The organism is Staphylococcus cohnii subsp. cohnii, assembly GCF_002902365.1.
GTDB lineage: Bacteria > Bacillota > Bacilli > Staphylococcales > Staphylococcaceae > Staphylococcus > Staphylococcus cohnii.
In genome coordinates, this window is the sequence record NZ_PPQC01000046.1 from 1 (window position 1) to 24,548 (window position 24,548).

Here is a 24,548-nt window from a genome sequence, read left to right on the forward strand (position 1 = left end):
GCCATAAACATTTTGTTTTTTTCACTGTCTACTTGACAGGGTGCAGTTCATCATCAAGTGGATTAGCCATTTTGTATTTAAATTGATTTCGTCGTCTCGACTTTAAACGTTACTTAGTGATATGATTCACCATATATTACCCTTTTACTAACCAGTCTATAGCACGTTTGATAGCATAGTCCCAATAAGCATAATCATGCTCACCTGGCCCATCCTCAAAACAATATGAAATTTGCTTTTCATCTAGATATTTAATAAATTTTTTATTATCTTCATGTAGTGCATCTTCTGTACCACACATAATTAATAAATCTGGTATCTCTTTACCTTGTTGAATTGCCTGGTCAACTAAATAATATGGGTCCAAGTCATTACCTGTAGCATTTTTTGAAACACCTGCAATTGCTTCTCCAGAATAATCGTACCAATCATAATCCATGAACGTCTGAGCATCATATACTGCCGATAAGGGACAAGCCTTTGCAAATCGATGTCCCTCAGCTAATGCAAACTTGATTGTTCCGTAACCTCCCATGGAATGACCAGCGATAAAATTATCTTCTCTCTTTTGTGACAAAGGTAAAATTTGATGTGCATAATCAAGTACTTCTAGCACATAATCATAATACTTATGACCAAAAACCATATTACTATAACCACTGTGATCTGCATTAGGCATAATAACTGCAAGTTGTTGCTCATTCGCATAGCGCTCTATACTTGTGTAACGCATATACGAAGTTTCATCACTAGACAAACCATGCAGTAATAATAGTGTTTTTAGTGGTTTAGGCTGTGTACCTTTTTTAAAATAACTTTCAACCTCTGGAAGAATTACCATAAAATGATGATGCATACCTATTGTCTTTGAATTGTAATTAATCGATAATAGTGCCAATGATTTCACGACCTTCTATTCATTAATACTTTGCGGCTTAGTTTTACCTCTTTTTTCTGCTTTATGTGCAGGATCTAAACGTTTCTCCAATAATCTTAAACCGACATCTATAATAATAGCGATTAATGCGATTGGTATCGCACCAGCTAAGATAAACGTTGTACCATCTGTAGCGTTTGTTCCTCGGATAACGATGTCACCTAATGTAGGTGCACCAATAAACGAACCAACTGCTACAACACCAATTGCAACAACCAGTGCAATTCTTAATCCACCTAATATGACTGAGAGTGATAAAGGTAACTCAATCATTCTTAATACTTGATTTCGCGTCATACCCATACCTTTACCAGCATCTTTAATATTCGCATCAACACCCATTATACCTGTATAAGTATTTTTTATAATCGGTAATAGCGCATATAAAAATACCGTTACCACGACTGTAGTAGTACCTAATCCCATGACAAGCATGAGTATCGCTAACATTGCAATAACCGGAACGGTTTGAATAATATTCGCGATAGTAATAATAACACCAGAAAACTTACTATATCTTGCAATTATGATACCAATTGGAATACCAACAATAGATGCAAAGAGTACACCGTAAACAGACATTAATAAATGTTTTAAAAATAAATCCCAAAGGTAGCCATAGTTGACTGAATAATATTCTACTAATTGTTGTAATAAATTACCTTCCATTAGTTTTGACCACCTTTCTTATCATTTTCAAAATAATTATGTTTTTTTAAGAAGTTCTCAGCAACGACTGCTGGTTCTTGTCCTTCACCATCTGCTTGATAATTAAGTTTTTGCATTTCAGATGTCGAAACTTTTTTGTCTAGTTTATTGATGATTGGTTTTAACTCTGGATGTTTATCTAACAATTCATTCGTAGCAACCGCACTTGCATCATATGGTGGGAAAAATTGTTTATCATCCTTTAAAACTTTTAAGTCATATGCTGCAATACGTCCATCCGTTGAATAACCTACAGCTACATCTAAATTATTAGAGTTTAATGCATCATATACTAAACCAATTTGCATTGGTCTGATAGTATCAAATTTAAAACCATATTCTTTTGTAAATCCAGGATAACCGTCACCTTCACGGTTTAACCAAGAACTATCTATACCGAGTTTAAGTTCAGGATGTTTTTTCAAATCAGATACAGTTTCTAAATTATATTTTTCTGCTGTTTCCTTAGTGACCATAAATGCGTATGTGTTAGCAAAACCGTAAGAGTTAAAGAAGGTTTGGTCGAATTTTTTTTGGAAACCATCTTGAGTTGCTTTCATAGCTTTTTTAGGATCTTTAATTGGATCTTCATTTAAGGCACCAGTTAAATCAGTACCATTATATCTAGCACCTGACATATTCGCGTCACCATTTACTAACGCATTGTGTTGAATGGTACTTGATCCTAAATTATTAATTAAAGTGGGTTTAATTTCACCATTTGTATCGTGTTCTATTAACAGTCTCAACATATGAGACATAATTTGTGATTCACTTGTTGCAAGTGCTGTGATTTTAATATCTTGTTCTGAACTGTTGCTACCTAATCCTGGTAAACTACATCCAGATAAGACCGTCAGACACAACACAAGCACAATACAATATTGTTTCAATTTCTTCATAATGTCCTCCTTAAATTATCTGGATACTTTTAATCCCTTAGGTACAGCCCATCTTTCTACTAGTGACAGTAGGAAATCTACGATCAATGCTAAAGCAGTCACTAATACTGCTGCACTTACAATCATTAATGGGTCATACAAGTTTAATCCATTAAATACAAAATCACCTAAACCACCTGCGCCTACATAACTGGCTAAAGTTGCCCAACTAATTACGTAAACAGAAGATAAACGAATACCTCCTAGTATAAGCGGTAAGGCTAACGGTAATTCCACATCTTTCATTAATTGAAAACGTGTCATACCCATACTTGTGCCTGCTTCTTTAATGTTATCATCTATGTTTTGCACACCTAATACAGTATTGTTTAAGATTGGCAATAATACATAAATAAATAAAGCTACAATTGCAGGTAATTTACCCACACCAAAGATTGGAATCATGACTGCTAACACTGCTAATGTTGGTATCGTTTGTAACACACCAGCAATAGTTAGCACAATATTAGATGTTCTTTTCATTTTTGATAATAAAATACCCAATGGTACAGCGATGACGATAGCAATTAACAAAGCGATGATTGAGATATAGAAATGTTCAACGGTTTTTGATATCAGTTGACCACCATACTGCTCTACAAAATCTTTCATTACTTATCAGCTCCTACATTATCGGGCTCAACAATAGCATTTTTTTGTGCACTAACATCTTCGTCTAACTCGCCCCAAATACTATCGTAAACGATGTCAACTAAGTTTGCTCTTGTAACTAGTCCAATCAATGTCTCTTCATCACTATCTACAACTGGTACATTTCTTACATTTCGTTTTAATATCGTACGCACCGTATCTTGTAATTTACTATCTACTCTTACTCTGTATATATCACGTTGCATTGTGTCAATGAGTTCTTTATGAGCTCGTAAACCTTGGTTAATATCTTCTATATCTAAATATCCAAGTAATCTATCATTATTACCTACGACAAATAATGTATCGACACGTCGATCTCTCATAACCTTAACCGCTTCATTTAATGAACTATCTGCATGTACAGTTACTGGTCGGATCATTGCATCTTTGACGGTTCTCATATTAGGTCTATCTTGAATCAATCTATTTTGACCAATAAAGTCACGTACGAAATCGTTTGCAGGATGTCGTAAAATATTATCTGGTGTATCATATTGAACGACTTTTCCTTCAGACATAATACAAATTTTATCTGCCAATTTAATCGCTTCATCCATATCATGTGTGACAAAAATAAATGTTTTACCTAATTTTTGTTGCAGTTCTTTAACCAAATCCTGTAATGTATCTCTCGTAATTGGATCTAACGCACCGAATGGCTCATCCATTAAAATAACATCTTGTTCAGCTGCTAAAGCACGCACAACACCAATACGTTGTTGCTGTCCTCCAGACAATTGTGAAGGATATCTATCTAAGTATTCTTCTGGTAAATCTACTAATTTTATCAATTCTTTAGCTTTTTTTTCTTTCTTTTCATCTGACCATTTTAATAATTTAGGTACTAAGACTATATTCTCTTTAATGGTCATATGAGGCATTAGACCAATTTGCTGAATCACATAACCAATTTTTCTACGTAATTCAACGGCGTTCATTTTGCGCACATTTTTACCATTGATTGCAATTTCGCCTTCTGTAGCTTCTATCATTCTATTTATCATTCTTAAAGCAGTGGTCTTCCCACTCCCACTTGTACCGATAAACGCTATAAATTCACCAGATTCGATTTCCAATGATATATTATCTACAGCTTTTTTTGTGCCACCATAAACTTTAGATAAGTTTTTTATACTTAACATGTGTTAATTCCTTTCTATTTTTGTATTTACATTTAACATTTCATTTATAAATATAAGGCTAACTGTGGATGTTATACAAATCCGAAAATAAGTAAAAACATGTAGCACAACTAGCCCTACTTTATTCATGTGTTGGTCAAAAATATCAATTTTGACTAATTTTTTTCATCCTATATCTATTAAGATAACTCAACAAATGAAAATAAACAATTTATAACCTTAAGTTTTGTTAATTAAACTATTGAAATTAATTATCAATTCAATAGCTCAAAACAATGTTTCAAAAATATTATTTTCGTTTTATGCCAATCAGTCGGCCTAATTCTTTTGGCGCTTCATGAATTGTTCCAACTTTAGTATAATCATCTATAGCATTTTTTATTTGTTCAGGGAAAGCTGCAGGTCTGCCTATTGTAGTGTCCATGCCCATAAGCATTACTTCATATGTTGCACAACGGTTATTTTGAGCATCTACTAAAGTCATAAAAACATGTAAACGTTTGGCATCATAATCATATAGACTTACGTTCACAGTAATAAGTTCAGCTACGCTTATTTCTTTTAAATACACTACATGATTTTCTAAAGTGAACACTGTATAATTCAATTTTTTAATTGTATTCACATCTAAGCCTAGTGATGCCAGCCATGCATCTGTGGCATCACTAAATACTCGATTATATTCAGCGTCATTCATGTGCTGATTATGATCGACCCAAATATCTTTAACAGTGGTTTGATATTGAAATTGAGTCATATGAACCTCCAATTATTTAATACCCTTTTTCATTGATGCAGTGTCTTCTGGCCAATATGCTTCAGCTAATTCTTTCACTTTAACTAAGAATTCATTACGCTTTTGGTCTAATTCTGACATCGTTTGCCCTTGTGAAGCCGTTTCACAACCATTCACCACATTATCATATAAATCCTGAGTTAGTTCAGGCGCAATTAATTTTGTCCATGGTTTCTTCAATGCTGGACCAAATTGTTTCAGCATATGACGCATACCGCCTTCTCCTCCAGCAAGATGGAATGTCATAAATGGTCCATACTGTGCATAACGTAAACCTGCTGCATGGGTAAATGCTTTATCTACTTCTTCAGTAGTTGCTATTCCTTCATTAACAATGTGTAATGATTCTCGCCATAGTGCCTCCATCAATCTATCTGCGATGTGTCCTTCAATTTCATGTCTGACATGTAGCACATCCATACCAATGCTTTCGTACACTTTTTCTGCTTCTACTGTGACAGCTTCAGTTGTTTCTTTACCAGGTACAATTTCAACTAATGGCAAAATGTATACTGGGTGAAACGGATGTGCAACAACCAAACGTTCAGGATGTTTTAAATTTTGTTGTAATTCTGAAGGCATAATGCCAGAAGTACTAGAACCAATAATGGCATCCTGACGTGCATAGGTATCGATTTCAGATAATACCTGTGCTTTTAGTTCTTCAATTTCTGGAACATTTTCTTGAATATGATCTGCATCTTTAACAGCCTCTTCTAAGCTTACCGTAAACGATAAATTCTCTAAAGACGCACCCTCTGCTAAACCTTGTTGCTCAGCATATGGCCAGTTTTGTTTCACTTGTTTTAACATGCTTTCATAAGCACCTTCACTGGGATCTGTCGCAATTACTTCGTGACCATGCGCTAAAATACGCGTAATCCAACCACTACCTATAACGCCCGTACCTACAACTGCAAATTTCATTATTTGCCTCCTTTAGGATCTCTAAGTTGGTATTGCTCACGCGCTTCAGCCGGTGTCATTGGCTCTATATCTAATGTTTTTAGTATTTCAACTGCACGTTCAACTAGTTGTTCATTTGAAGCTTTAACACCTTTTGATAAATACAAGTTATCTTCTAAACCTACGCGGACATTTCCACCACGTTTCGCCGCTTCTTCTACAGTAGGTAGTTGCATTCTCCCAATACCAAAAGCTGACCAATGCGCATTTTCAGGAATACGTGTTTTAAAATATTCAATTGTCTCTGCATCGTTTTCAGCACCCCATGGAATACCTAGACAGAATTGGAACATGGGTTCGCCTTCAATGAGACCTTCATTAATTAATTGTTTTGCAAATGAAATATGCCCACTATCAAAGCATTCTAATTCAGGTTTTACACCTGCATCTTTTACTAATTGTGCTTGTTTTCTTAACCAATCAGCTGGGCTTAAGTAAACAGCGTCACCCATATTCACACTACCACAATCAAGTGTGCACATTTCTGGTAATAATGCGCCAATCGCTTCATGTCTTTCTTCAGGTGTTTGCATATCTGAACCTTCACCTGCTGTATATGGATCTTCTAGGTTAGGGATAAAATCTCCGCCACCACCTGAAGTAATATTAATAATAATATCTTCATCAGCTTCTCTTATTAATCTTACTGCTTCTTTAAAAAATTCAACATCATGGCTTATGCCGCCTGTTTCTGGGTCACGTGCATGAATGTGTGCAACAGTAGCCCCTGCTTTCGCACATTTAATTGCTGAATCTGCAATTTCCTGAGGTGTTACAGGAACACTTTTATTTTTTTCTACAGTATCTCCAGCACCTGTTAAAGCTGCTGTTAGCATAACTTTTTTCATATATAAACCTCCAACAGAGTTTTGATCACAGTTGATAGTGTACCAACCGGACGGTTTAGTTTCAACCCTTGCTACAGCTAAAAAAAGGGATAAGTGATGGTTTCTCATCACTTATCCCTATAGCATCAATACTTTCAACGAATCGAAAATTTTATTATTTTTTTATAATTTCAACTTTTTCATGCATCTTTTAATTCGATTTGTTTGTTTTCTGTATAAGATGTTAGTCGTTCTAAAACTTTTGCTCTCATTGTTTCATCAAGTGCGTCTAGTCCAAATATTTCCGATAACCATAAGCCGTCCACTGCTAAACGTATGATTGTTGCATCGACTTTATCAATGCCATCTTTTTCAATTTTTTCTTGCCAATCTTTATAGGTATCTTGTAGTGGTAATAATAAATTACTATTAATACCCTGTGCAGCCAGCATACCAGAAGTAATTGATGCATTTTCTGAACGGTGTTCTCTAGTAGCTTCAATAAATGCACGCAATAATTTGCCAACTTCTTGTGACTCATTTTTAACATGTTCATTCACATTATTTCGATACAACTCATCTGCATGATCCACAAGTCCTTGTATCAATGCGAATTTATTTTTAAAATGATACAGTAAACCACCTTTACTAACACCTGCTTTTTTAGCAACTGCATCAAGTGTTAAATACTCACTACCTTGCTCATTTACGATAGCCGCTGCTGCTTCTAATAGTTGAATACGTTTAGACACTCTTGCCATATCTACACCTTCTCTTACAAAATATTACTTGATTCATCTACTATATTTATATTTGAGCAAACTATAAACGATAAATGACAAAGTTGCAAGATTAATCTGGATTTTATAAACGACGCGATATCTATTTTTAAATAAATACGATGGTTTGGTTCAACCAAAATACGATTAAAAAATTTTGACAACCACGAACACTTTTTTGTCATTGAAGACTTAAGTCATGCTATAGCTTAATTGGTTACTTATCATTCATGCCTTTACCTTCTAGGATATGATTGATATACTTTTCAACTCTATTTTCCCTTGTTGAAGCACGTTTAGCTTGACCTATATAATACATATATTGACGTTGTCTTCCAGGCGTTAAATTATTAAATGCTTCTTTTAACTCTGACGAAGCTTCTAATTTATTTTTCAATTCCTCAGGCATATCGAATTCTTCTGTCGTTTTCATCGGTACTTTTTCACCCGACTTTTCTACTCTAATGGCTTCTTCTACATACCAAGCAATTTCATCTTTACGTTGTTCTATTTCGTCTAAACTTTCAAATCTCAACTGGCGAGCAGCTTGAACATTTTTCGTTTGTTGAATTAAAGTATGATATGGATCTTTCATAATGGCACCTTTTTCAAATAACAATGCACAATAATGTTTAAAATCTTGAATGATGACAACATTTTTATTGTCCAAAGTATAACAAGGATGCATCCATTTATAATCTTCTGTTAATTCTGTTTGATTGATTATATTTCTTAATACTTTAAAAGCATCTTGCCATTGATCTAAGCGTTCAATAAACGCATCTACTTTATCGTTTTTAATTGATTCATTCATAAAAAACCGCCTTTTATTTTAATTTTACTATAAATATATACATTTAATCCATACTATCTTTTATATCATGTTAACGTCTTATTTTCTAAGAATATAATACTTATTTATATCTTTAATAATTCAAAATATTTCTTTAAACCATTTTTAAATGTGCTCAATTTAGATAATCCTTTATTGATCTTCTTCACACTACTCTGGTACAAAACCTATATATTGTCATACTAATACAATTCAAAAATACATTTGTTTTACTTATAATTTAATATAAGTAAAATTATATAAGTATTTATATATATTACTGATACACTTCGCTTTTCTCTGTTACACTTATAAATAATCACTTTTTAGAAGTGTGAACAATCATTGTTCAGTTTTTTGTAAGCGCTTTAATATTTGGAGGGGATATTTTATGCAACAAGAGAGTGTTTGGCTAACAATTATGGGACTAATTATTATTATTTCCATTGTTGGTTTACTAATTGCTAAACGTATTAGTCCAGTTGTAGGCATGATTTTAATACCGAGTGTAGGTGCACTCATATTAGGTTACAATATAGGCGATTTAGTAAAATTCTTTAATAGTGGTTTAGATCAAGTTATTAACGTCGTCATCATGTTTATTTTTGCAATTATTTTCTTCGGCATCATGAGTGACGCTGGCTTATTTAAACCATTGGTAAAGCGTTTGATTTTGCTTACTAGAGGTAATGTTGTAGTTGTTTGTATTGTAACTGCACTTATCGGAATATTCGCGCAACTCGATGGTGCTGGAGCCACAACATTTTTATTATCAATACCAGCATTATTACCGTTGTATAAAGCACTAAATATGAATCGGTATCTACTACTTTTGTTACTCGGACTGAGTGCATCGATTATGAACATGGTGCCTTGGGGTGGTCCTATGGCTCGTACAGCTTCAGTAATTCATTTTAAGAATGTCAATGAATTATGGTATGGTGTTATACCTGTTCAGATTATCGGTTTTATTTTAGTTTTACTATTCGCTGTAATTTTAGGTTTTCGAGAAAAATCAATTATACAACGTAAAATCAATTCGGGAGAAGTAACTAATACACAAGATGTGGATATACATAAATTGGTTGAAATATACGAACAAGATCAAGATATTAAATTTCCAATTCGTGGTGTTGCCGTTACGAAACCTTGGATTAATTGGATTAACGTGATACTTACGCTCGCTATCATCGTAGTAATGCTAGCTAATATCGCTCCGCCTGAATTTGCATTTATGATTGGTGTTGCGATTGCTTTGATTATTAACTTCCCAAATGTAGACGAACAAATGAGTAGGCTTAAGGCTCATGCGCCAAATGCACTTATGATGGCTGCCGTGATTATTGCAGCGGGTATGTTTTTAGGTGTACTTAATGAAACTGGTATGCTTGAGGCAATAGCAGTAAGCTTCATCCACATTATACCGAATGCCGTAGGGCCATACTTACACATTATTGTCGGTATTTTCGGTGTACCACTAGATTTATTAACGAGTACGGATGCTTATTATTTCGCAATCTTACCTATTGTTGAACAGACAGCCGGTCAGTTTGGTGTGTCATCTGTGTCAACAGCATATGCAATGTTAATTGGAAATATTATCGGTACGTTTGTCAGTCCATTTTCACCTGCATTATGGTTAGCAGTAGGGCTTGCAGAAGCAAATATGGGAACATATATAAAGTATGCGTTCTTTTGGATATGGGGTTTTGCCATCGTCATGTTAATTATCGCTATGTTAATCGGAGTCGTTACATTTTAAGTTCTAAACTGTGTGACTTTAGTAAAAACATTTGCACAAAAATTTAAAAAACAGGGTGTCGAACTGAAATTACATTTCAATGTTCCACGCCCTGTTTTATTTATATATAATTCAATTTTGCAGTCTTATATTACCATTAGCCCATGCTCAAATCATGATGCTTTATTGTATTTAGCGACATTTTTAAGGCTAATAACTAAAATAAATGCTACTAACGCAATTGCAGCTGAAAAATAAGTCGTTGCGTAGACATTTAAGTTCGATACTACTAATCCACCTACAATACCGCCGATACCGATACCTGCGTTTAAACTAGACATATTCCAGCTCATCACTTGGCTCGTATCACCCTCAACATGTTCTATAATGCCACTTTGCACAGCTGGATTCGTACTCCATTGCATGATATTCCAAATGAAAATAATCATGAGTAATAAACCTGTACCTGGTAAAAACATATTAAGAATAAGCATCATAACAATAAATACGGCTGTCGCAATAACCAACCAGCGTTTGCTCGTAAGTCTATCTGATAAAAAGCCACCCATTGATGTTCCGATTACACCTGCAATACCATTGATTAATAATGCAATAGAAACAAAGGATAGTTGATGCCCACCGGAAAGGATTAACGGATTAATATAAATAAACGTCACCGAGTTGGCTACTAATAATAAAAACGTGATACCTAAATATTTTGTAACTTCAACGGGTCTTAACACTTTAGAATAAGCGTTTGAACGATTTGAACCTGTCTCCATGTCAGTGTTTGACGATAGATGATCACTTAGCTTCGGTACATATATATACATTAGAATACCAACGAATAAACTAATAATCACAATAAATAAAAACGTATATCTCCAACCGACTAAATCACCAATGACTGTCCCGATTGGCACACCAAAAACATTTGCCCCACTAAAACCGGAATACACAATACCAATCATTTTCCCTCGGTGTTGTGGCGCAGTTAATAACGCAGTTAAAGCTAATATTTTAACCACAATTAATGCTGCAGCTGCAGATGATAAGATACGTCCAATCACTAAAATAGAAAAATTAGGCGCAATCGCAATAATGATATTGCCTACAACAAATGTTAACAGTGCCCACAATAAAACCATTCGTGGTGAAAAACGATTTGTTAGCTTTACTAAAATAGGTCCTGCTACTGCAAAAGTAATGGCATATAAGGTAACTAATTGTCCAATGATTGCTTCAGAAACATGTAAATCACTACTCATCAAGTTCATAATACCTGCAACCATCATTTCAACCATTCCTACAATAAATATACTTAATATAAAGGTAAATATGCGCATAACTGACATAAATATCCTCCTCTCTTTAATCTGATTTCAAAAATTCTATAACTGCTACATTATAAACCATTCGTCAATATATATGAATACTTAGCAATACATGCTATTAAATTCATTTCAAAAAACAGGAAACGCAAGAAATATCAATAACCATTTTGATACTTCTTGACGTTTCCTGCTCATCTAAATTTAAAATTTCTCATCAAATAGATTTGATTTTAGTAATTGTCATCATGTTTATTATAACAAATATACATCAAAAACTTTTAGCGATTGTCTTTGGGGATATGTCGCGCAATTAATTGGTCTCGTTCATTAAAGAATTGACGATAACTCAAGTATGTTGCAATCAACGCTGACATAATTGTCGCTGTCATATGAATAAATACTACTAAAAGTTGAAATTTAACAGCTTCCAATGGATCTACACCACCGATAATCAACCCTGTCATCATACCAGGAATCGAAACAATACCATACGTTTTCACTGAATCTATCGTTGGCACAATTGCCGTTTTGATACTTTCACGGATCGTTCCTTTGGAAGATAGTTTTGGATTAGCACCTAATGCCAATTTGGCTTCGATTTGACTCATTTCTTTAACGAATTCACGATCTAAATTTTGATACGCAAGATTAATAGCAATCAAACCATTACTTCCAAGCATGCCTGCAATTGGAATTACTTCATTAGGTTTGAATTCAATTGCGCCAGTGATCACAATACCGACTAATGGTAGCGCTACACCTATAAATATGGCAATAAAAGAAATCCAAAATACATGATGCATCACAGGTGAAGCTCTACTGATCGTGTTCCACGATGCATTAATAATGATGATCAATACAAACAAGAGCAACAACCATGTTTGGTTTACATCAAATATAAAATGAAGTAAATAACCTAAAATCACCAATTGAACAACTGCTCTTAAAGTTGCAACGAGTAAATCTTTAATTATGTGTAATTTTTCTTTATATGACACGATGATTGGAAAAAGTAGGAGTGTCGCAGTAAGTACTAAAGCAGTGGTACTCATCATAATTCCTCCTCCTTTTCAATTTGTCCATCCACAATTCTAATGCGCTTTTGGAAATGTCTCATACTTTGATCGTTACTATGTGTAATCCATAAAATTGTTGTACCTTCCTCCGCAAGCTTAAAGATTAAAGATTCAATTTTTTCACTGTTATGTACGTCTAAAGCACTTGTTGCTTCGTCTAATAATAATACTTTGGGTTTATACATTAGCTGTCTCGCAATCGTTACACGTTGTCGTTCCCCACCAGAAAGATGGTTTACGCTTGTATCAAAGTTATAATGACCTAACCCTACCGACTTCAAAAGTGCTTTAGCTCTTTTACGATTAAACTTATCATTTCTAATTTGAGCGGGGAAAGCTAAGTTATCACCAATAGTACTTTCAAACAAATCGCTTTCTTGTAATAAATAACTAATTTCCATTCTTAACTTTTCTGGACTAATATCTTCATATACTTGATTATTAAAATATAATTCCCCTTCTGTAGGACTTATCAAATTATTCATTAAGCGTAACAAAGTACTTTTACCACTTCCTGAAGGCCCAACAATCGCAATCGTTTCTCCTGCTTCGATTTTCAAATTAATGTTATTGATAATTTGTCGGTTATCCACCTGGTATGAAACATTTCTAAGCTCTAACATTTTGAACCTCCTAGGTCATATATAGTTTATACCCTATTACGACTGTTTGATTTCCTATCATTGTAGCATTCAATCGTTTTATTCAAAACACAACATTAAATATCACACGCAAACATTATTTTAAAAATACAATCGCAATAAAAGATATTAAATTATTAAAAGTATGCAGTGATATGGATACTGCTAGGTTTTTCCCACTTTTCAAATATACAAATACTAGACCAATCGCAATAAAAATATAGCTTCCGATTTCAAATGGGGATGTAGCCCCTAATACATGAATACCAGCAAATAATATAACTGATAATACACTTGCAGCAGCATATGTAATTTTTTTACCTAATTCATGAATGATGAGATGCCTAAATAATAACTCTTCAATAATCGGCGTCAAAATAACAATATCTAAAAATAAAAATGGGAGCATCCAATTGTCTTGAAATAGTGCTTCTAAAATCAATTGATTCTGTGTTTCATGATATTGTAATGACTTCGGTAAAAAAGTCATAAGCCAATCATATAAATTATTCAACAAGAGCGTAGATATGTATGCTATAAAAATAAGCAAAATATATTTACGAACTGATTTTAACCTGTTGATCACAATTGCTGTAATATTATCTTTAGTATGCATGCCATAAAAACTTAAGATGATACATATTTCAGCAATAACACCACCAAAAATCAGTATATTCATATCACTTAAACGATACTTACTACCAATATTAAAAATGTCATATGATACGATTAATATCAGCGTTAATATAAGTGGTATAATATAATTAGCAATGATGTATATAGGGATTAACCAAAAGTCTTTTTTAACAATTTTCTGATGCTGCCATATATGCTTTTTGGTTAATGGCGTTGCTGATGATTTGTCAGTCATATGTCACCTTCCTTGTAGCTGTTTAACAATAATATAACACAATATTTTATCATTATTATAAGTTGATTTACTTTTCTATTTGAAAATTACAATTAACCATTCTACCCCTTTACAGTGGAACACATTGTAAATTGCATAATTTATTGTATTATATAACTATATTAAGGGGGAATGTTACATGACTATTTTGACTATTTTACAGTTTATCGTCAACGTAATCATTGTCGTTTGTTTAATAAGCGTACTTGTTTTAGGGGCTGTATTGCTTTTTAAGGATAAACGACAAAAGCAACATAGCGTTTTACGCAATTATCCATTACTTGCACGTATTCGATATTTTGGTGAAAAAATAGGTCCAGAATTACGCCAATATTTATTTTTAGCAGATACCAAAGGCAAACCTTTTTCTCGTAATGATTACACCAATATTGTATTAGCTGGTAAATATAATTCAAGAATGACTAGTTTTGGTACACAAAAGGATTATGAAGATGGGTTTTACATTCAAAATACGATGTTTCCGTTGCAATCTAAAGAATTACATATTAATCAATCACCGTTGATTTCATCATTTATTTATACAATTGATAATGAACGACTCTTTAATCGTGACGAACATCGCACAAAAGCAGAGATAGATCCATTTTATTTAACAGATGAAGATGCCATTATTTTAGGTCCTGAACTGAAACATCCGTTCAAACTTAAAAGGCTTGTTGGTCAATCAGGAATGAGTTATGGCGCATTAGGAAGTCATGCAATCACGGCGCTATCCAAAGGATTAGGACAAGCTGGAACTTGGATGAATACAGGTGAAGGCGGTTTATCAAAACACCATTTATCGGGCGATGCAGATATCATCTTTCAAATAGGTCCAGGTTTATTTGGCGTACGAGATAAATCGGGAGAATTTGATATGAATGCTTTCCAAATTTTAGCAAATGAAGATACGGTCAAAGCTTTTGAAATCAAGTTAGCACAAGGTGCAAAAACAAGAGGCGGCCATATGCAAGGTAATAAAGTCACACAAGAAATTGCTGATATTCGTAATGTTGAACCTTGGAGGACGATTAATTCCCCTAACCGTTTTGAATCTATAGATAATCCAACCGATTTATTAGAATGGGTTACACAATTACAAAAAGTAGGTCAAAAACCTGTTGGTTTTAAAATTGTAATCAGCAAAGTATCAGAAGTAGAAGCGCTCGCACAAACAATGATTGAAACAAATCAGTTTCCGAATTTTATTACTATTGACGGCGGCGAAGGAGGCACTGGTGCAACATTTCAAGAATTGCAAGATGGCATAGGTTTACCTTTATTCACTGCTTTACCAATCTTAACAGGTGTACTCGAAAAGTATGGTATACGCAATCGAATTAAAGTATTTGCTTCAGGGAAACTTGTAACACCTGATAAAATTGCGATTGCATTAGGTCTAGGTGCTGATTTAGTCAACGTTGCAAGAGGTATGATGATTAGTGTCGGATGTATTATGAGTAGGCAGTGTCATATGAACACATGTCCTGTAGGTGTTGCAACAACAGATCCAAAACGTGAAAGGGGATTAATTATAGATGAAAAAAAATACCGCGTCACTAATTTTGTAACCAGTTTACATGAAGGCTTATTTAACATTGCTGCCGCTGTAGGTGTAACTTCCCCAACTCAGATATCGAAAGAACACATCATTATCAAAAAGAAAGACGGTAACATTCAATCCATACATGATTATAAATTAAACTTACTAAATCATAATTAACTTCAAAGATTAAAAGAAACACCTTTGTTAAAAATAAGCTTCAACAACATTTCGAAGGATAAGATAAGCATACGTCTGGGACGAATCACTGATGTCCAGACGTATTTATTTTGCAAATAGATATTTAAGTCCGATGGTTCATTATCATATAAAGTGATTCAATTGCTTTGTTAGCTTAGATTCTATCGTTTCTTGTTGATCTTCCAATGGATTGAATTCAAATAAATTACCATTAATAAAAACGGTCGGAATGCCTTTAATTCCTCTTTCAAATGCTTCTTCATGAATCGCTAACGAACGATCGTCAGCTTCTTTATGAGGTGTAAGATTATATTCTTCTTCCATTTTGGCTTCAATTGTCGAAAAACTTACTTTCCATTGAGCTTGTTTTTGGTATAACTCACGAATAATATCTAAGGTTTCTTCAGGTCGTTGATAGTTTAAATATATATTTGCTATTGTTCCTTTTAATAAGCCTTGCTTCGTTTTATCAAAATGTTTAATTGTATGTTGAACCTTCCCTTGATCAATGAATGGCTTTAATACAGTGTCTGCAGCGAAAAAGAAGTTTTTACAGTATGGACAAGCTAAATTGATAAAAGACTCCACTTTAATCGGTGCTGATTCTGAGCCTATTGTTAAATAATTAATTTCTGTCATCGTCTATCCCTCCACTTTGTTTATAATTATATTGAATCATGGACAGGTATTGAATGCACACGTTTAGCCTTACAATAGCGTGCAACGTAAACTTCATCTAATGTTATGTAAATTAAATTAATAACACAAAGCTCAAACAATTAGCTTATATCGAAGTTCATGATAAAATGAATATAAATATTTGATTAGGGGGTATAACATGAACAATTCAATAAAATTACTAGAATCATTAACAAATGTTGACGGTATTGCAGGTCATGAAAAAGCAGTGAAAACACTTATGCGTGATTATTTGACGCCAGTAAGTGATGAAATTATTGAAGATAATCTGGGAGGTATTTTCGGTAAAAAAACGACCTCTACTGGTAATAAGACATTAATGGTGGCAGGTCATTTAGATGAAATTGGTTTTGTAGTTACTAAAATTGATAAAGATGGATTTTTAAAATTCACACCTATTGGTGGTTGGTGGAACCAAGTGATGTTATCTCAAAAAGTAACTGTCACAACTGATGAAGGCAAGAAAATCAGAGGTATTATTGGCTCCAAACCACCACATGCTTTATCACCCGAAGAACGTAAAAAAAATGTAGAAATAAAAGATATGTTCATTGATATTGGAGTTAAAAGTAAAAAAGAAGCTGAACAATTCGGCATTGAAATTGGCAATATGATCACACCATACAGTGAGTTTGAAACACTAGCTAATAGCAAGTATTTAACTGCCAAAGCTTTTGATAATCGTTATGGTTGCGCCCTTGCTGTAGACGTTTTAAACAACCTTAAACAAGAATCCATTGATATTAATTTAGTTTCAGGCGCTAACGTACAAGAAGAAGTAGGTCTTCGTGGCGCTAAAGTTGCAGCTAATAAGATTAAACCTGACTTAGCTCTTGCTGTCGATGTAGCTGTTGCCTATGATACACCAGGCATGTCTGGCCAAACTAGCGAGACAGCTATTGGACAAGGACCTGTAGTCATTATTATGGACGCTTCAAACATAGGTCATGTTGGTTTTACAAACCATATTAAAAAAATAGCTAAAGCACATAATATAGATATCCAGTTAGATTCTACACCTGGTGGCGGTACTGATGCTGGAAGTATTCATGTTGCCAATGAAGGTGTGCCTACGGTCTCTATTGGTGTCGCTCTACGTTATATGCATTCAAACGTCTCTGTATTGCATACAGATGACTATAAAAATTCGGTTGCCTTAGTCACTGAAATCGTTAAATCTTTAAACGACGATGCCGTAGATAACATCATTTGGTAAACCACTCAAACCTATAAAAAATAAAGCCGTAAACAAAGTGCTACCACTAATGTTTACGGCTTTTTGGTGCTTCTTAATAACTATTAAACTCAAATAATATCACTTTCACTCTAAATTATTCTGTAGAATCTTTCCAACGCGCATCACTCAACATTTCTCCTGGCCAAGTATATGCCGTCACACCACCATCAATTGTAATGGTTTCACCAGTTATAAAAGAACTGTCATCAGAAGCCAAGAAAGCAATGAGTTTACCTACTTCATCAGGTGTGCCCAAACGACCTAAAGGCGTAACCCACTTCTGATTTTCTCTAAATATTTTTCCTTGTTCATCTTCTTTAGTACCTGTTAATTTATCTACAAGTGGTGTTTCTATCGTACCTGGTGCGACTGCATTCGCTCTGATATGCTCACGTCCATATTCTATCGCTGTTGATCGAGTGAAATTGATGATACCTGCTTTTGCAGCATTATATGCTGAACGATTTAAATCTGCAGCAATTCCAGAAAATGACGCCATATTGATGATAGAGCCACCATTTGACATCATTAGTGGTAAAAAGAATTTAGTCATCAAAAATGTACCTCTTAAATCAACATTCATAATTCTATCAAACACATCGATTGGAAATTCATGAATACGTCCAGCGGCATTATCAATACCAGCATTATTACATAAAATATCAATATGATTATAATCTTCTTTAATAGATTGCGCAAGCCGTTCTACTGCATGTGCATCTGATACATCTACATTATATCCTGAAGCTTTATTACCGCCCTGGTTAATTACTTTTACTGTATCATGTACAGATGCAGAAATATCAATCGCTAAAACATGTGCCCCTTCTTTTGCCAATATTTGTGCAGAAGCAGATCCTATGCCAGTACTAGCGCCTGTTACCACAGCAATCTTATTTTCTAATCGTCTCATCTATGAACTTCCCCTTTCATTTCCCTACTGTTCAATATTAATTTATCTGTAATACATTTCCTTTTTAAATCAATTTTAAAACCTTTGTATAAAGCATTCATAGATGCCTTTTGCTTGGAAACATAAAATTTATCATACTCATTTCAAAATGAGTTTGTTATAATTTCGATAACTTATTTGGGAGGTAATAATAATGGGGTCAAATACGAGAGAAAAATCGACAATTATAAATAAATTTCTGAAATATTGTAGAAAAAATTGGTAATAGATTACCTGATCCAAGTATATTGTTTTTTCTAATGTGTCTTGGGCTCGCAATCATTACATGGGTTGTTTCACTTTTTCATGTCACAGTAAAACATCCTGGAACAGGTAATACCATTGGCATCAAAAATATTTTAAGCAAAGATGGTATTGCTATGATTTTGAATGATGCGATCAAAAACTTTTCTGAGTTCCCTGCACTCGGTTTAGTATTATCAGTGATGCTTGGGGTAGGTATTGCTGAGAAAACAGGTTATTTTGATAAATTAATGGTACAAATTGTTCATAAAGCACCCAAGCAAATCATTGTGCCTGTAATCATACTTATAGGTATTATTGGCAATTCTGCAGGAGATGCTGCAACGATTGTTTTACCACCGTTAACAGCGATGGTCTTCATTAAATTAGGCTATCACCCTATTGCCGGGTTAGCGATGGCTTACGCATCAGCACTTGGTGGTTTTTCTGCGAATGTCATGATAGGAATGTCAGATGCATTGCTTTATGCCTTTACAGAACCAGCAACAAAGATTGTTTCTGATAAAATTGCAGTTAATGTAGCGATGAATTGGTACTTTATTGCAGCTAGTGTCGTTGTATTATTGCCAACAATTTATTGGGTTACAATGCGTTTTGTCGTCCCCCGTTTAGGCTCATATGACGATACACAGTCTAATATTAAAGTGGATGATACTAATCAAGGATTAACACTTAAAGAAAGTAAGGCTGTGTTTGGGGCAAATATAAGCTTTTTCACTACACTTATTTTACTTATCATTATAGCAATACCACAAAATAGTTTCTTACGTAATGCCAAAACTGGCAGTTTATTGAATGATTCTCCTATTATTAATGGGGTTGGTTTAATTATTTTACTTATTTTTTTGGTGCCTGGTTTGGTGTACGGCATGTTAATGAAGGAATTTAAAAATTCTAAAGATTTAGGTAAAATGCTTGCTGATTCTATGGCTTCTATGGGGTCTTTTATTGTTATTGTCTTTTTTGCAGCACAATTACTGGCATTTTTAGAATGGAGTAATTTAGGTGTGATTGTAGCAGTACAAGGTGCTGAAGTACTTCAAGATCAAAACGGTATCGTCCTTATTTTAGGAGTGATTTTTTTAGGTGCGCTCATTAACTTATTAATCGGTAGTGCATCTGCTAAATGGGGAATTCTTGCTCCAATATTTATTCCAATGCTGATAATTGTAGGATTTCATCCTGCATTCACACAAATGTTGTATAGAATTGGAGATTCAATTAGTAACCCAATTACGCCAATGATGCCTTATTTGCCATTACTTTTATCTTATGCTCAAAAATATGATAAACATATGAAATTAGGCTCACTGTTATCTAGTTTAATGCCTTATACCATTATTCTAAGTATTGTATGGCCCATATTCATGATTATATGGTACTTACTTGGCTGGCCATTAGGCCCTGGAGGCCCTTTACACATCAATGAATAAGTCAAAAACAATATTAAATTTCAAACTATATAAAAATCATTAACATGAATTGAACAATATTCAATTGATGTATCACAAATCATGCTATTTATTGTAATATTAAAGAGAAAAGTGGGTAAATAAATTTATAAACAACTATTTACCTCATATATACAGGAGGAGATTATGGAACGCATAGGATTAGTAGACATCGGATCAAATACAATAAGGTTAGTTATTTTTGAATTCGATACTAAAACAGGATTAAATGAAATTTTAAATATTAAAACGCCCGCACGCTTAAGTCAATATTTAACCGATGATTTAAAGATGAACCAAGATGGTATCGATGTGTTGACAACAACATTACACAGCTTTAAAAGCGTCGCTAATAAATTTGAAGTAAACGAATTACATCCTGTTGCGACAGCTGCTATTAGACAATCTACCAATCAAAATGAAATTATCAAACACATTAAAAGCGAACTTGACATCAGCATCAAAATCATTCCTGATCAAGAAGAAGCTTTTTATGGTTTTTATGCCATCACTCATACTACAGATGTAGAAGATGGTGTTTCTATCGATATTGGTGGTGGTTCTACAGAAGTCACTTTATTCAAAGATAAAACGATCATTGAAGCGCATAGTTTCCCATTTGGCGTTGTAACATTAAAACGAAAATTCTTCGAAGATAAAGATCATAATGATAAATCAGCAATTAAAGCAATGGAAAAATTTATAGCTAAGCAATTCGAACAGCTACCATGGTTACAAGACCAAAAAATTGCTTTAGTCGGTATTGGTGGATCGGCTCGTAACGTAGCACGCATTCATCAGTCAGAACATTCTTATCCCATTGGTGGTGTTCATAACTACTCAATGACTGAAGAAGATATGGATGAGGTATATAAAATAATTAAAAAGAGTTCACGTGATGACTTAAAAGATATTGATGGATTAAGCAGAGACCGTATAGACATCATATTACCAGCAGTATCCGTATTCAAAACTTTATTCGAACAAATCAATGCAACCCACTTCACTTTCTCACGCAAAGGGCTACGTGAGGGCTATATAATGAAGTTGATATCCGAACGTCACCCACAAGAATTTAAAAAAGAAAATATTAGAAAAGATGCATTATATCATTTAGCTAATGAATATAGCATCGAAGAATCTAGTGCAAAACAACGCGTTAAATTGGCTCAATCATTGTTATCACAACTGATTGACTTAGATAAAATTCAAGTTACTAAAAAAGAGCAAGAACTTTTTGCGGAAGGTGCATATTTATATTATTTAGGAAGATTTATTGACGCAGATTCTAGTTCACCGCATACGTATTATATTATAGCGAATTCAATGATTGATGGTTTTCCACATGAAGATCGCGTCAAACTTGCAATGTTAGCAAGTTTTAAAAATAAATCTCTTTTAAAATTTTATAGCCAAGAGACCGCATGGCTACGTGGCAAAGAGTTGGATCATATTCAATTTTTAGGCGGTATTATTAAATTTGTAAATGCCCTAAATATATCACATACTAGCCCAGTGGAACGTGTGGCATTACAAGAAGAAGATGGTGCTTATACTTTGTATGTCCATTATATTGGTGAACCGATTGCTGAAGAATATCAATCACTTAGACAAAAAAAGCATATCGAGAAAATTTTAAAAGAAAATCTTTCTATCATCTTTACAAAATCTTAAAATTCATATGATAAATTGTACGTAGCAAAATATGTTAACAAGACTACAATAAGGTGGAATTAGAATTATGCAAAAGAAATTGGGAGAGAGAGATTTAAATTTACCACAATATTATAATAATAGAGAGCTCAGTTGGTTAGATTTTAATTATCGCGTATTACAAGAAGCTGAAGATAAAAACAATCCTTTATTGGAACAATTAAAATTTATTTCTATATTTAGCTCTAACTTGGATGAATTCTTTATGGTGCGTGTGGCCGGATTACAAGATCAAGTTAAAATGGGCTATGATAAACCTGAGAACAAAGCACAACTCACACCTAAAGAACAACTTGAGCAAATAAAAATAAAAAATAAAAAATATGTAGATTTACAGTATGCACGTTATAACGAATTAGTAGAACTGTTAAAACAACATCGTGTGGAAGTAACAAAACCTGAATCTTTACCAGAGTCTTTATTACCACAGTTAGAACGTGAATTTAAAACAGGTATCTTACCTACATTAACACCATTAGGTATCGATGCTTATCATCCTTTCCCAAAATTAAACAATAAAAGCTTGAATATATTTGTAGATATTGATACCGATGATGCAATTAATTCGGCTATTGTACAAATACCATCATTAATTCCAAGATTTTATACATTAAATCAAGGTCAAACTCAATACGTTGTAATGTTAGAAGATATTATCACTTATTATATTAATGAGTTATTCACTGGCTATGAAGTGTTAAATACCTTCACCTTTAGAATTACACGTAATGCCGATCTAACCATCCATGAAGATGGTGCCGAAGATTTGTTAATTGAAATAGAACGCTTCTTAAAAGAGCGTAAACGCGGAACAGCAGTACGTTTAGAGATAGACGGAAGACAAGCAACTTATGAAGACGTTGTTTGGATTATCAATCAGTTGGAAGTTCATGATAATGATGTCTATTTTGTAGACGGTCCATTAGATTTAACACTGCTTTTCGATCTTGTAGACCATTTATCTAATAGTTTAAAACATTTAACATATAATAAATATCTACCACAACCACCTCAATCTTTGGGTAATGAAGACATTTTTGATTTATCATTAAAACGTGATATTTTCTTTCATCATCCCTATGAATCCTTTGAACCAATTGTAGATTTCATTCGTGATGCTGCAAATGATCCGAACACGATTGCTATTAAACAAACATTATATCGTGTAAGTAAAGATTCACCAATTATTAATAGTTTGAAAACAGCTGCAGAAAATGGTAAACAAGTAACTGTGCTCGTTGAATTAAAAGCACGTTTTGATGAAGAAAATAATGTTCACTGGGCAAGAATGTTAGAAGATGCAGGCTGTCATGTTATTTATGGTATGACATATTTGAAAACGCATAGTAAAATTTCGCTTGTGGTCAAACGCAACAATAACAAACTCACATCTTTCGTACATTTAGGTACTGGAAACTACAACGATAAAACAGCTAAGCTCTATACAGATATGGGCATTATCACAACAAATCAAGAAATAGCAGAAGATGCTATTAACTTCTTTAACTACCTCAGTGGATATACATTGAAACCAGAATATAATAAACTCATTGTAGCTCCATACGACATACGTGATGTATTCTTAGCTCGAATAGACAAAGAAATCAAATCACATCGTGAAAACGGTAATGGAAAAATTATGATGAAGATGAATTCATTAACAGATAAAGATATTATTCTTAAATTATTTGAAGCTTCTCGTGCTGGTGTCAAAGTTAAATTAATTATTCGCGGTATTTGTTGTTTAAAACCAGGCATCCCAGATGTCAGCGATAATATTGAAGTAGTAAGTATCGTTGGTCGTTTCCTTGAACACTCTCGTATCTATTACTTCCATAATAACGGTGATGAAAAAATTTACCTCTCTTCAGCAGATGCAATGACACGTAATATGATTAAGCGTGTAGAAATATTGTTCCCTGTCGAAGATAAAAAAATTGCTAAACGCTTATTAGATTATATGAATTTACAATTATCAGATAACCAAAAAGGTCGATATCAGGACGAACAAGGTTATTATCATTATATTCATAATAATTTATCACCATTAAATTCACAGGCTTATTTAATGAAAGAAGCGATGACATTTGGTCAAAAATTAAAAGAAGCTTCTACCCTGCCACAAGAAGTTCCTATACAACATAAAAATCGATGGTTTTCTAAACTAAAAGATACGTTTAAACGATGATAAAGAACCACTTCCC

At 33.6% G+C, this 24,548-nt stretch carries 21 protein-coding genes and 1 pseudogene; 6 read left to right on the forward strand and 16 right to left on the reverse strand.

Annotated elements, in window-relative coordinates; translation table 11 throughout:
- Nucleotides 1-136: 136 nt before the first annotated feature.
- The 10 genes from CD032_RS07795 to CD032_RS07840 form a co-directional block, all read right to left on the reverse strand.
- Nucleotides 137-898 carry an alpha/beta hydrolase gene (locus CD032_RS07795; protein ID WP_019470118.1) on the reverse strand — a complete coding sequence of 254 codons (762 nt, stop codon included), beginning with the start codon at nt 896-898 and terminating at the stop codon, nt 137-139.
- A gap of 15 nt (nt 899-913) precedes the next feature.
- The gene (locus CD032_RS07800; protein ID WP_019470117.1) at nt 914-1,606 is read right to left on the reverse strand and encodes an ABC transporter permease; all 693 of its coding nucleotides are present in this window, start codon (nt 1,604-1,606) and stop codon (nt 914-916) included.
- A complete protein-coding gene (locus tag CD032_RS07805; RefSeq protein WP_019470116.1) occupies nt 1,606-2,547 on the reverse strand; it encodes an osmoprotectant ABC transporter substrate-binding protein in 942 nt (313 codons plus the stop codon). Before CD032_RS07805 ends, CD032_RS07800 begins: the two co-directional genes overlap by 1 nt.
- A gap of 15 nt (nt 2,548-2,562) precedes the next feature.
- Nucleotides 2,563-3,198 (reverse strand): ABC transporter permease, encoded by a 636-nt coding sequence (locus CD032_RS07810; RefSeq protein WP_019470115.1) that lies wholly within the window; start codon nt 3,196-3,198, stop codon nt 2,563-2,565.
- On the reverse strand, nt 3,198-4,382 hold the full coding sequence (locus tag CD032_RS07815) for a betaine/proline/choline family ABC transporter ATP-binding protein (RefSeq protein ID WP_019470114.1): 1,185 nt from the start codon (nt 4,380-4,382) through the stop codon (nt 3,198-3,200). Before CD032_RS07815 ends, CD032_RS07810 begins: the two co-directional genes overlap by 1 nt.
- 289 nt (nt 4,383-4,671) lie before the next feature.
- Nucleotides 4,672-5,139: a thioesterase family protein gene (locus CD032_RS07820; protein WP_019470113.1), complete on the reverse strand. Its 468-nt coding sequence runs from the start codon at nt 5,137-5,139 to the stop codon at nt 4,672-4,674.
- 12 nt (nt 5,140-5,151) lie between these two features.
- Nucleotides 5,152-6,105 carry a 3-hydroxyacyl-CoA dehydrogenase NAD-binding domain-containing protein gene (locus CD032_RS07825; RefSeq protein ID WP_019470112.1) on the reverse strand — a complete coding sequence of 318 codons (954 nt, stop codon included), beginning with the start codon at nt 6,103-6,105 and terminating at the stop codon, nt 5,152-5,154.
- Nucleotides 6,105-6,992: a beta-keto acid cleavage family enzyme gene (locus tag CD032_RS07830; RefSeq protein WP_019470111.1), complete on the reverse strand. Its 888-nt coding sequence runs from the start codon at nt 6,990-6,992 to the stop codon at nt 6,105-6,107. The genes CD032_RS07825 and CD032_RS07830 overlap by 1 nt, the downstream gene beginning before the upstream one ends.
- 179 nt (nt 6,993-7,171) lie before the next feature.
- Nucleotides 7,172-7,732: a TetR/AcrR family transcriptional regulator gene (locus tag CD032_RS07835; RefSeq protein ID WP_019470110.1), complete on the reverse strand. Its 561-nt coding sequence runs from the start codon at nt 7,730-7,732 to the stop codon at nt 7,172-7,174.
- A 235-nt stretch (nt 7,733-7,967) separates the two neighbouring features.
- Complete coding sequence (locus CD032_RS07840) at nt 7,968-8,564, reverse strand: YdeI/OmpD-associated family protein (RefSeq protein WP_019470109.1); 597 nt, start codon at nt 8,562-8,564, stop codon at nt 7,968-7,970.
- A gap of 409 nt (nt 8,565-8,973) precedes the next feature.
- Between CD032_RS07840 and CD032_RS07845 the strand changes: the two genes are divergently transcribed.
- Entirely contained in the window at nt 8,974-10,344 is a 1,371-nt protein-coding gene (locus CD032_RS07845) for a CitMHS family transporter (protein WP_064264483.1), read from the forward strand.
- Between the two features lie 152 nt (nt 10,345-10,496).
- Here CD032_RS07845 and CD032_RS07850 read toward each other — a convergent pair whose 3' ends face one another.
- The 4 genes from CD032_RS07850 to CD032_RS07865 all read right to left on the reverse strand — a co-directional run bounded on the left by CD032_RS07850 (nt 10,497) and on the right by CD032_RS07865 (nt 14,245).
- Nucleotides 10,497-11,678 (reverse strand): MFS transporter, encoded by a 1,182-nt coding sequence (locus CD032_RS07850; RefSeq protein WP_019470107.1) that lies wholly within the window; start codon nt 11,676-11,678, stop codon nt 10,497-10,499.
- Between the two features lie 257 nt (nt 11,679-11,935).
- A complete protein-coding gene (locus CD032_RS07855) occupies nt 11,936-12,709 on the reverse strand; it encodes an ABC transporter permease (RefSeq protein ID WP_037540022.1) in 774 nt (257 codons plus the stop codon).
- Nucleotides 12,709-13,356: an ABC transporter ATP-binding protein gene (locus tag CD032_RS07860; protein WP_019470105.1), complete on the reverse strand. Its 648-nt coding sequence runs from the start codon at nt 13,354-13,356 to the stop codon at nt 12,709-12,711. The genes CD032_RS07855 and CD032_RS07860 overlap by 1 nt, the downstream gene beginning before the upstream one ends.
- 115 nt (nt 13,357-13,471) lie before the next feature.
- Entirely contained in the window at nt 13,472-14,245 is a 774-nt protein-coding gene (locus CD032_RS07865; RefSeq protein WP_019470104.1) for a CPBP family intramembrane glutamic endopeptidase, read from the reverse strand.
- 178 nt (nt 14,246-14,423) lie between these two features.
- On the opposite strand from CD032_RS07865, the gene CD032_RS07870 reads away from it, so the two are divergent.
- Entirely contained in the window at nt 14,424-16,007 is a 1,584-nt protein-coding gene (locus CD032_RS07870; RefSeq protein WP_019470103.1) for an FMN-binding glutamate synthase family protein, read from the forward strand.
- A gap of 144 nt (nt 16,008-16,151) precedes the next feature.
- Here CD032_RS07870 and CD032_RS07875 read toward each other — a convergent pair whose 3' ends face one another.
- On the reverse strand, nt 16,152-16,667 hold the full coding sequence (locus CD032_RS07875; RefSeq protein ID WP_103211364.1) for a thioredoxin domain-containing protein: 516 nt from the start codon (nt 16,665-16,667) through the stop codon (nt 16,152-16,154).
- A gap of 199 nt (nt 16,668-16,866) precedes the next feature.
- On the opposite strand from CD032_RS07875, the gene CD032_RS07880 reads away from it, so the two are divergent.
- A complete protein-coding gene (locus CD032_RS07880) occupies nt 16,867-17,943 on the forward strand; it encodes a M42 family metallopeptidase (protein ID WP_019470101.1) in 1,077 nt (358 codons plus the stop codon).
- 115 nt (nt 17,944-18,058) lie between these two features.
- On the opposite strand, the gene CD032_RS07885 is transcribed toward CD032_RS07880, so the two are convergent.
- Nucleotides 18,059-18,877: an SDR family oxidoreductase gene (locus CD032_RS07885; protein WP_019470100.1), complete on the reverse strand. Its 819-nt coding sequence runs from the start codon at nt 18,875-18,877 to the stop codon at nt 18,059-18,061.
- Nucleotides 18,878-19,070: 193 nt separating this feature from the next.
- Here CD032_RS07885 and CD032_RS07890 point away from each other — a divergent pair.
- The 3 genes and pseudogenes from CD032_RS07890 to CD032_RS07900 all read left to right on the forward strand — a co-directional run bounded on the left by CD032_RS07890 (nt 19,071) and on the right by CD032_RS07900 (nt 24,532).
- Nucleotides 19,071-20,613, forward strand: a pseudogene (locus CD032_RS07890) (AbgT family transporter).
- 162 nt (nt 20,614-20,775) lie between these two features.
- Nucleotides 20,776-22,305: an exopolyphosphatase gene (gene ppx, locus CD032_RS07895; protein WP_026034838.1), complete on the forward strand. Its 1,530-nt coding sequence runs from the start codon at nt 20,776-20,778 to the stop codon at nt 22,303-22,305.
- A gap of 67 nt (nt 22,306-22,372) precedes the next feature.
- On the forward strand, nt 22,373-24,532 hold the full coding sequence (locus tag CD032_RS07900; protein ID WP_019470097.1) for an RNA degradosome polyphosphate kinase: 2,160 nt from the start codon (nt 22,373-22,375) through the stop codon (nt 24,530-24,532).
- Nucleotides 24,533-24,548 lie beyond the last annotated feature (16 nt).

What these genes read in the sequence shown, in the direction of transcription:
- CD032_RS07800 (WP_019470117.1), bottom strand. Translation starts at nt 1,606, where the DNA reads ATGGAAGGTAATTTATTACAACAATTAGTAGAATATTATTCAGTCAAC.
- CD032_RS07805 (WP_019470116.1), bottom strand. Translation starts at nt 2,547, where the DNA reads ATGAAGAAATTGAAACAATATTGTATTGTGCTTGTGTTGTGTCTGACG.
- CD032_RS07810 (WP_019470115.1), bottom strand. Translation starts at nt 3,198, where the DNA reads ATGAAAGATTTTGTAGAGCAGTATGGTGGTCAACTGATATCAAAAACC.
- CD032_RS07815 (WP_019470114.1), bottom strand. Translation starts at nt 4,382, where the DNA reads ATGTTAAGTATAAAAAACTTATCTAAAGTTTATGGTGGCACAAAAAAA.
- CD032_RS07820 (WP_019470113.1), bottom strand. Translation starts at nt 5,139, where the DNA reads ATGACTCAATTTCAATATCAAACCACTGTTAAAGATATTTGGGTCGAT.
- CD032_RS07825 (WP_019470112.1), bottom strand. Translation starts at nt 6,105, where the DNA reads ATGAAATTTGCAGTTGTAGGTACGGGCGTTATAGGTAGTGGTTGGATT.
- CD032_RS07830 (WP_019470111.1), bottom strand. Translation starts at nt 6,992, where the DNA reads ATGAAAAAAGTTATGCTAACAGCAGCTTTAACAGGTGCTGGAGATACT.
- CD032_RS07835 (WP_019470110.1), bottom strand. Translation starts at nt 7,732, where the DNA reads ATGGCAAGAGTGTCTAAACGTATTCAACTATTAGAAGCAGCAGCGGCT.
- CD032_RS07840 (WP_019470109.1), bottom strand. Translation starts at nt 8,564, where the DNA reads ATGAATGAATCAATTAAAAACGATAAAGTAGATGCGTTTATTGAACGC.
- CD032_RS07845 (WP_064264483.1), top strand. Translation starts at nt 8,974, where the DNA reads ATGCAACAAGAGAGTGTTTGGCTAACAATTATGGGACTAATTATTATT.
- CD032_RS07850 (WP_019470107.1), bottom strand. Translation starts at nt 11,678, where the DNA reads ATGTCAGTTATGCGCATATTTACCTTTATATTAAGTATATTTATTGTA.
- CD032_RS07855 (WP_037540022.1), bottom strand. Translation starts at nt 12,709, where the DNA reads ATGAGTACCACTGCTTTAGTACTTACTGCGACACTCCTACTTTTTCCA.
- CD032_RS07860 (WP_019470105.1), bottom strand. Translation starts at nt 13,356, where the DNA reads ATGTTAGAGCTTAGAAATGTTTCATACCAGGTGGATAACCGACAAATT.
- CD032_RS07865 (WP_019470104.1), bottom strand. Translation starts at nt 14,245, where the DNA reads ATGACTGACAAATCATCAGCAACGCCATTAACCAAAAAGCATATATGG.
- CD032_RS07870 (WP_019470103.1), top strand. Translation starts at nt 14,424, where the DNA reads ATGACTATTTTGACTATTTTACAGTTTATCGTCAACGTAATCATTGTC.
- CD032_RS07875 (WP_103211364.1), bottom strand. Translation starts at nt 16,667, where the DNA reads ATGACAGAAATTAATTATTTAACAATAGGCTCAGAATCAGCACCGATT.
- CD032_RS07880 (WP_019470101.1), top strand. Translation starts at nt 16,867, where the DNA reads ATGAACAATTCAATAAAATTACTAGAATCATTAACAAATGTTGACGGT.
- CD032_RS07885 (WP_019470100.1), bottom strand. Translation starts at nt 18,877, where the DNA reads ATGAGACGATTAGAAAATAAGATTGCTGTGGTAACAGGCGCTAGTACT.
- CD032_RS07900 (WP_019470097.1), top strand. Translation starts at nt 22,373, where the DNA reads ATGCAAAAGAAATTGGGAGAGAGAGATTTAAATTTACCACAATATTAT.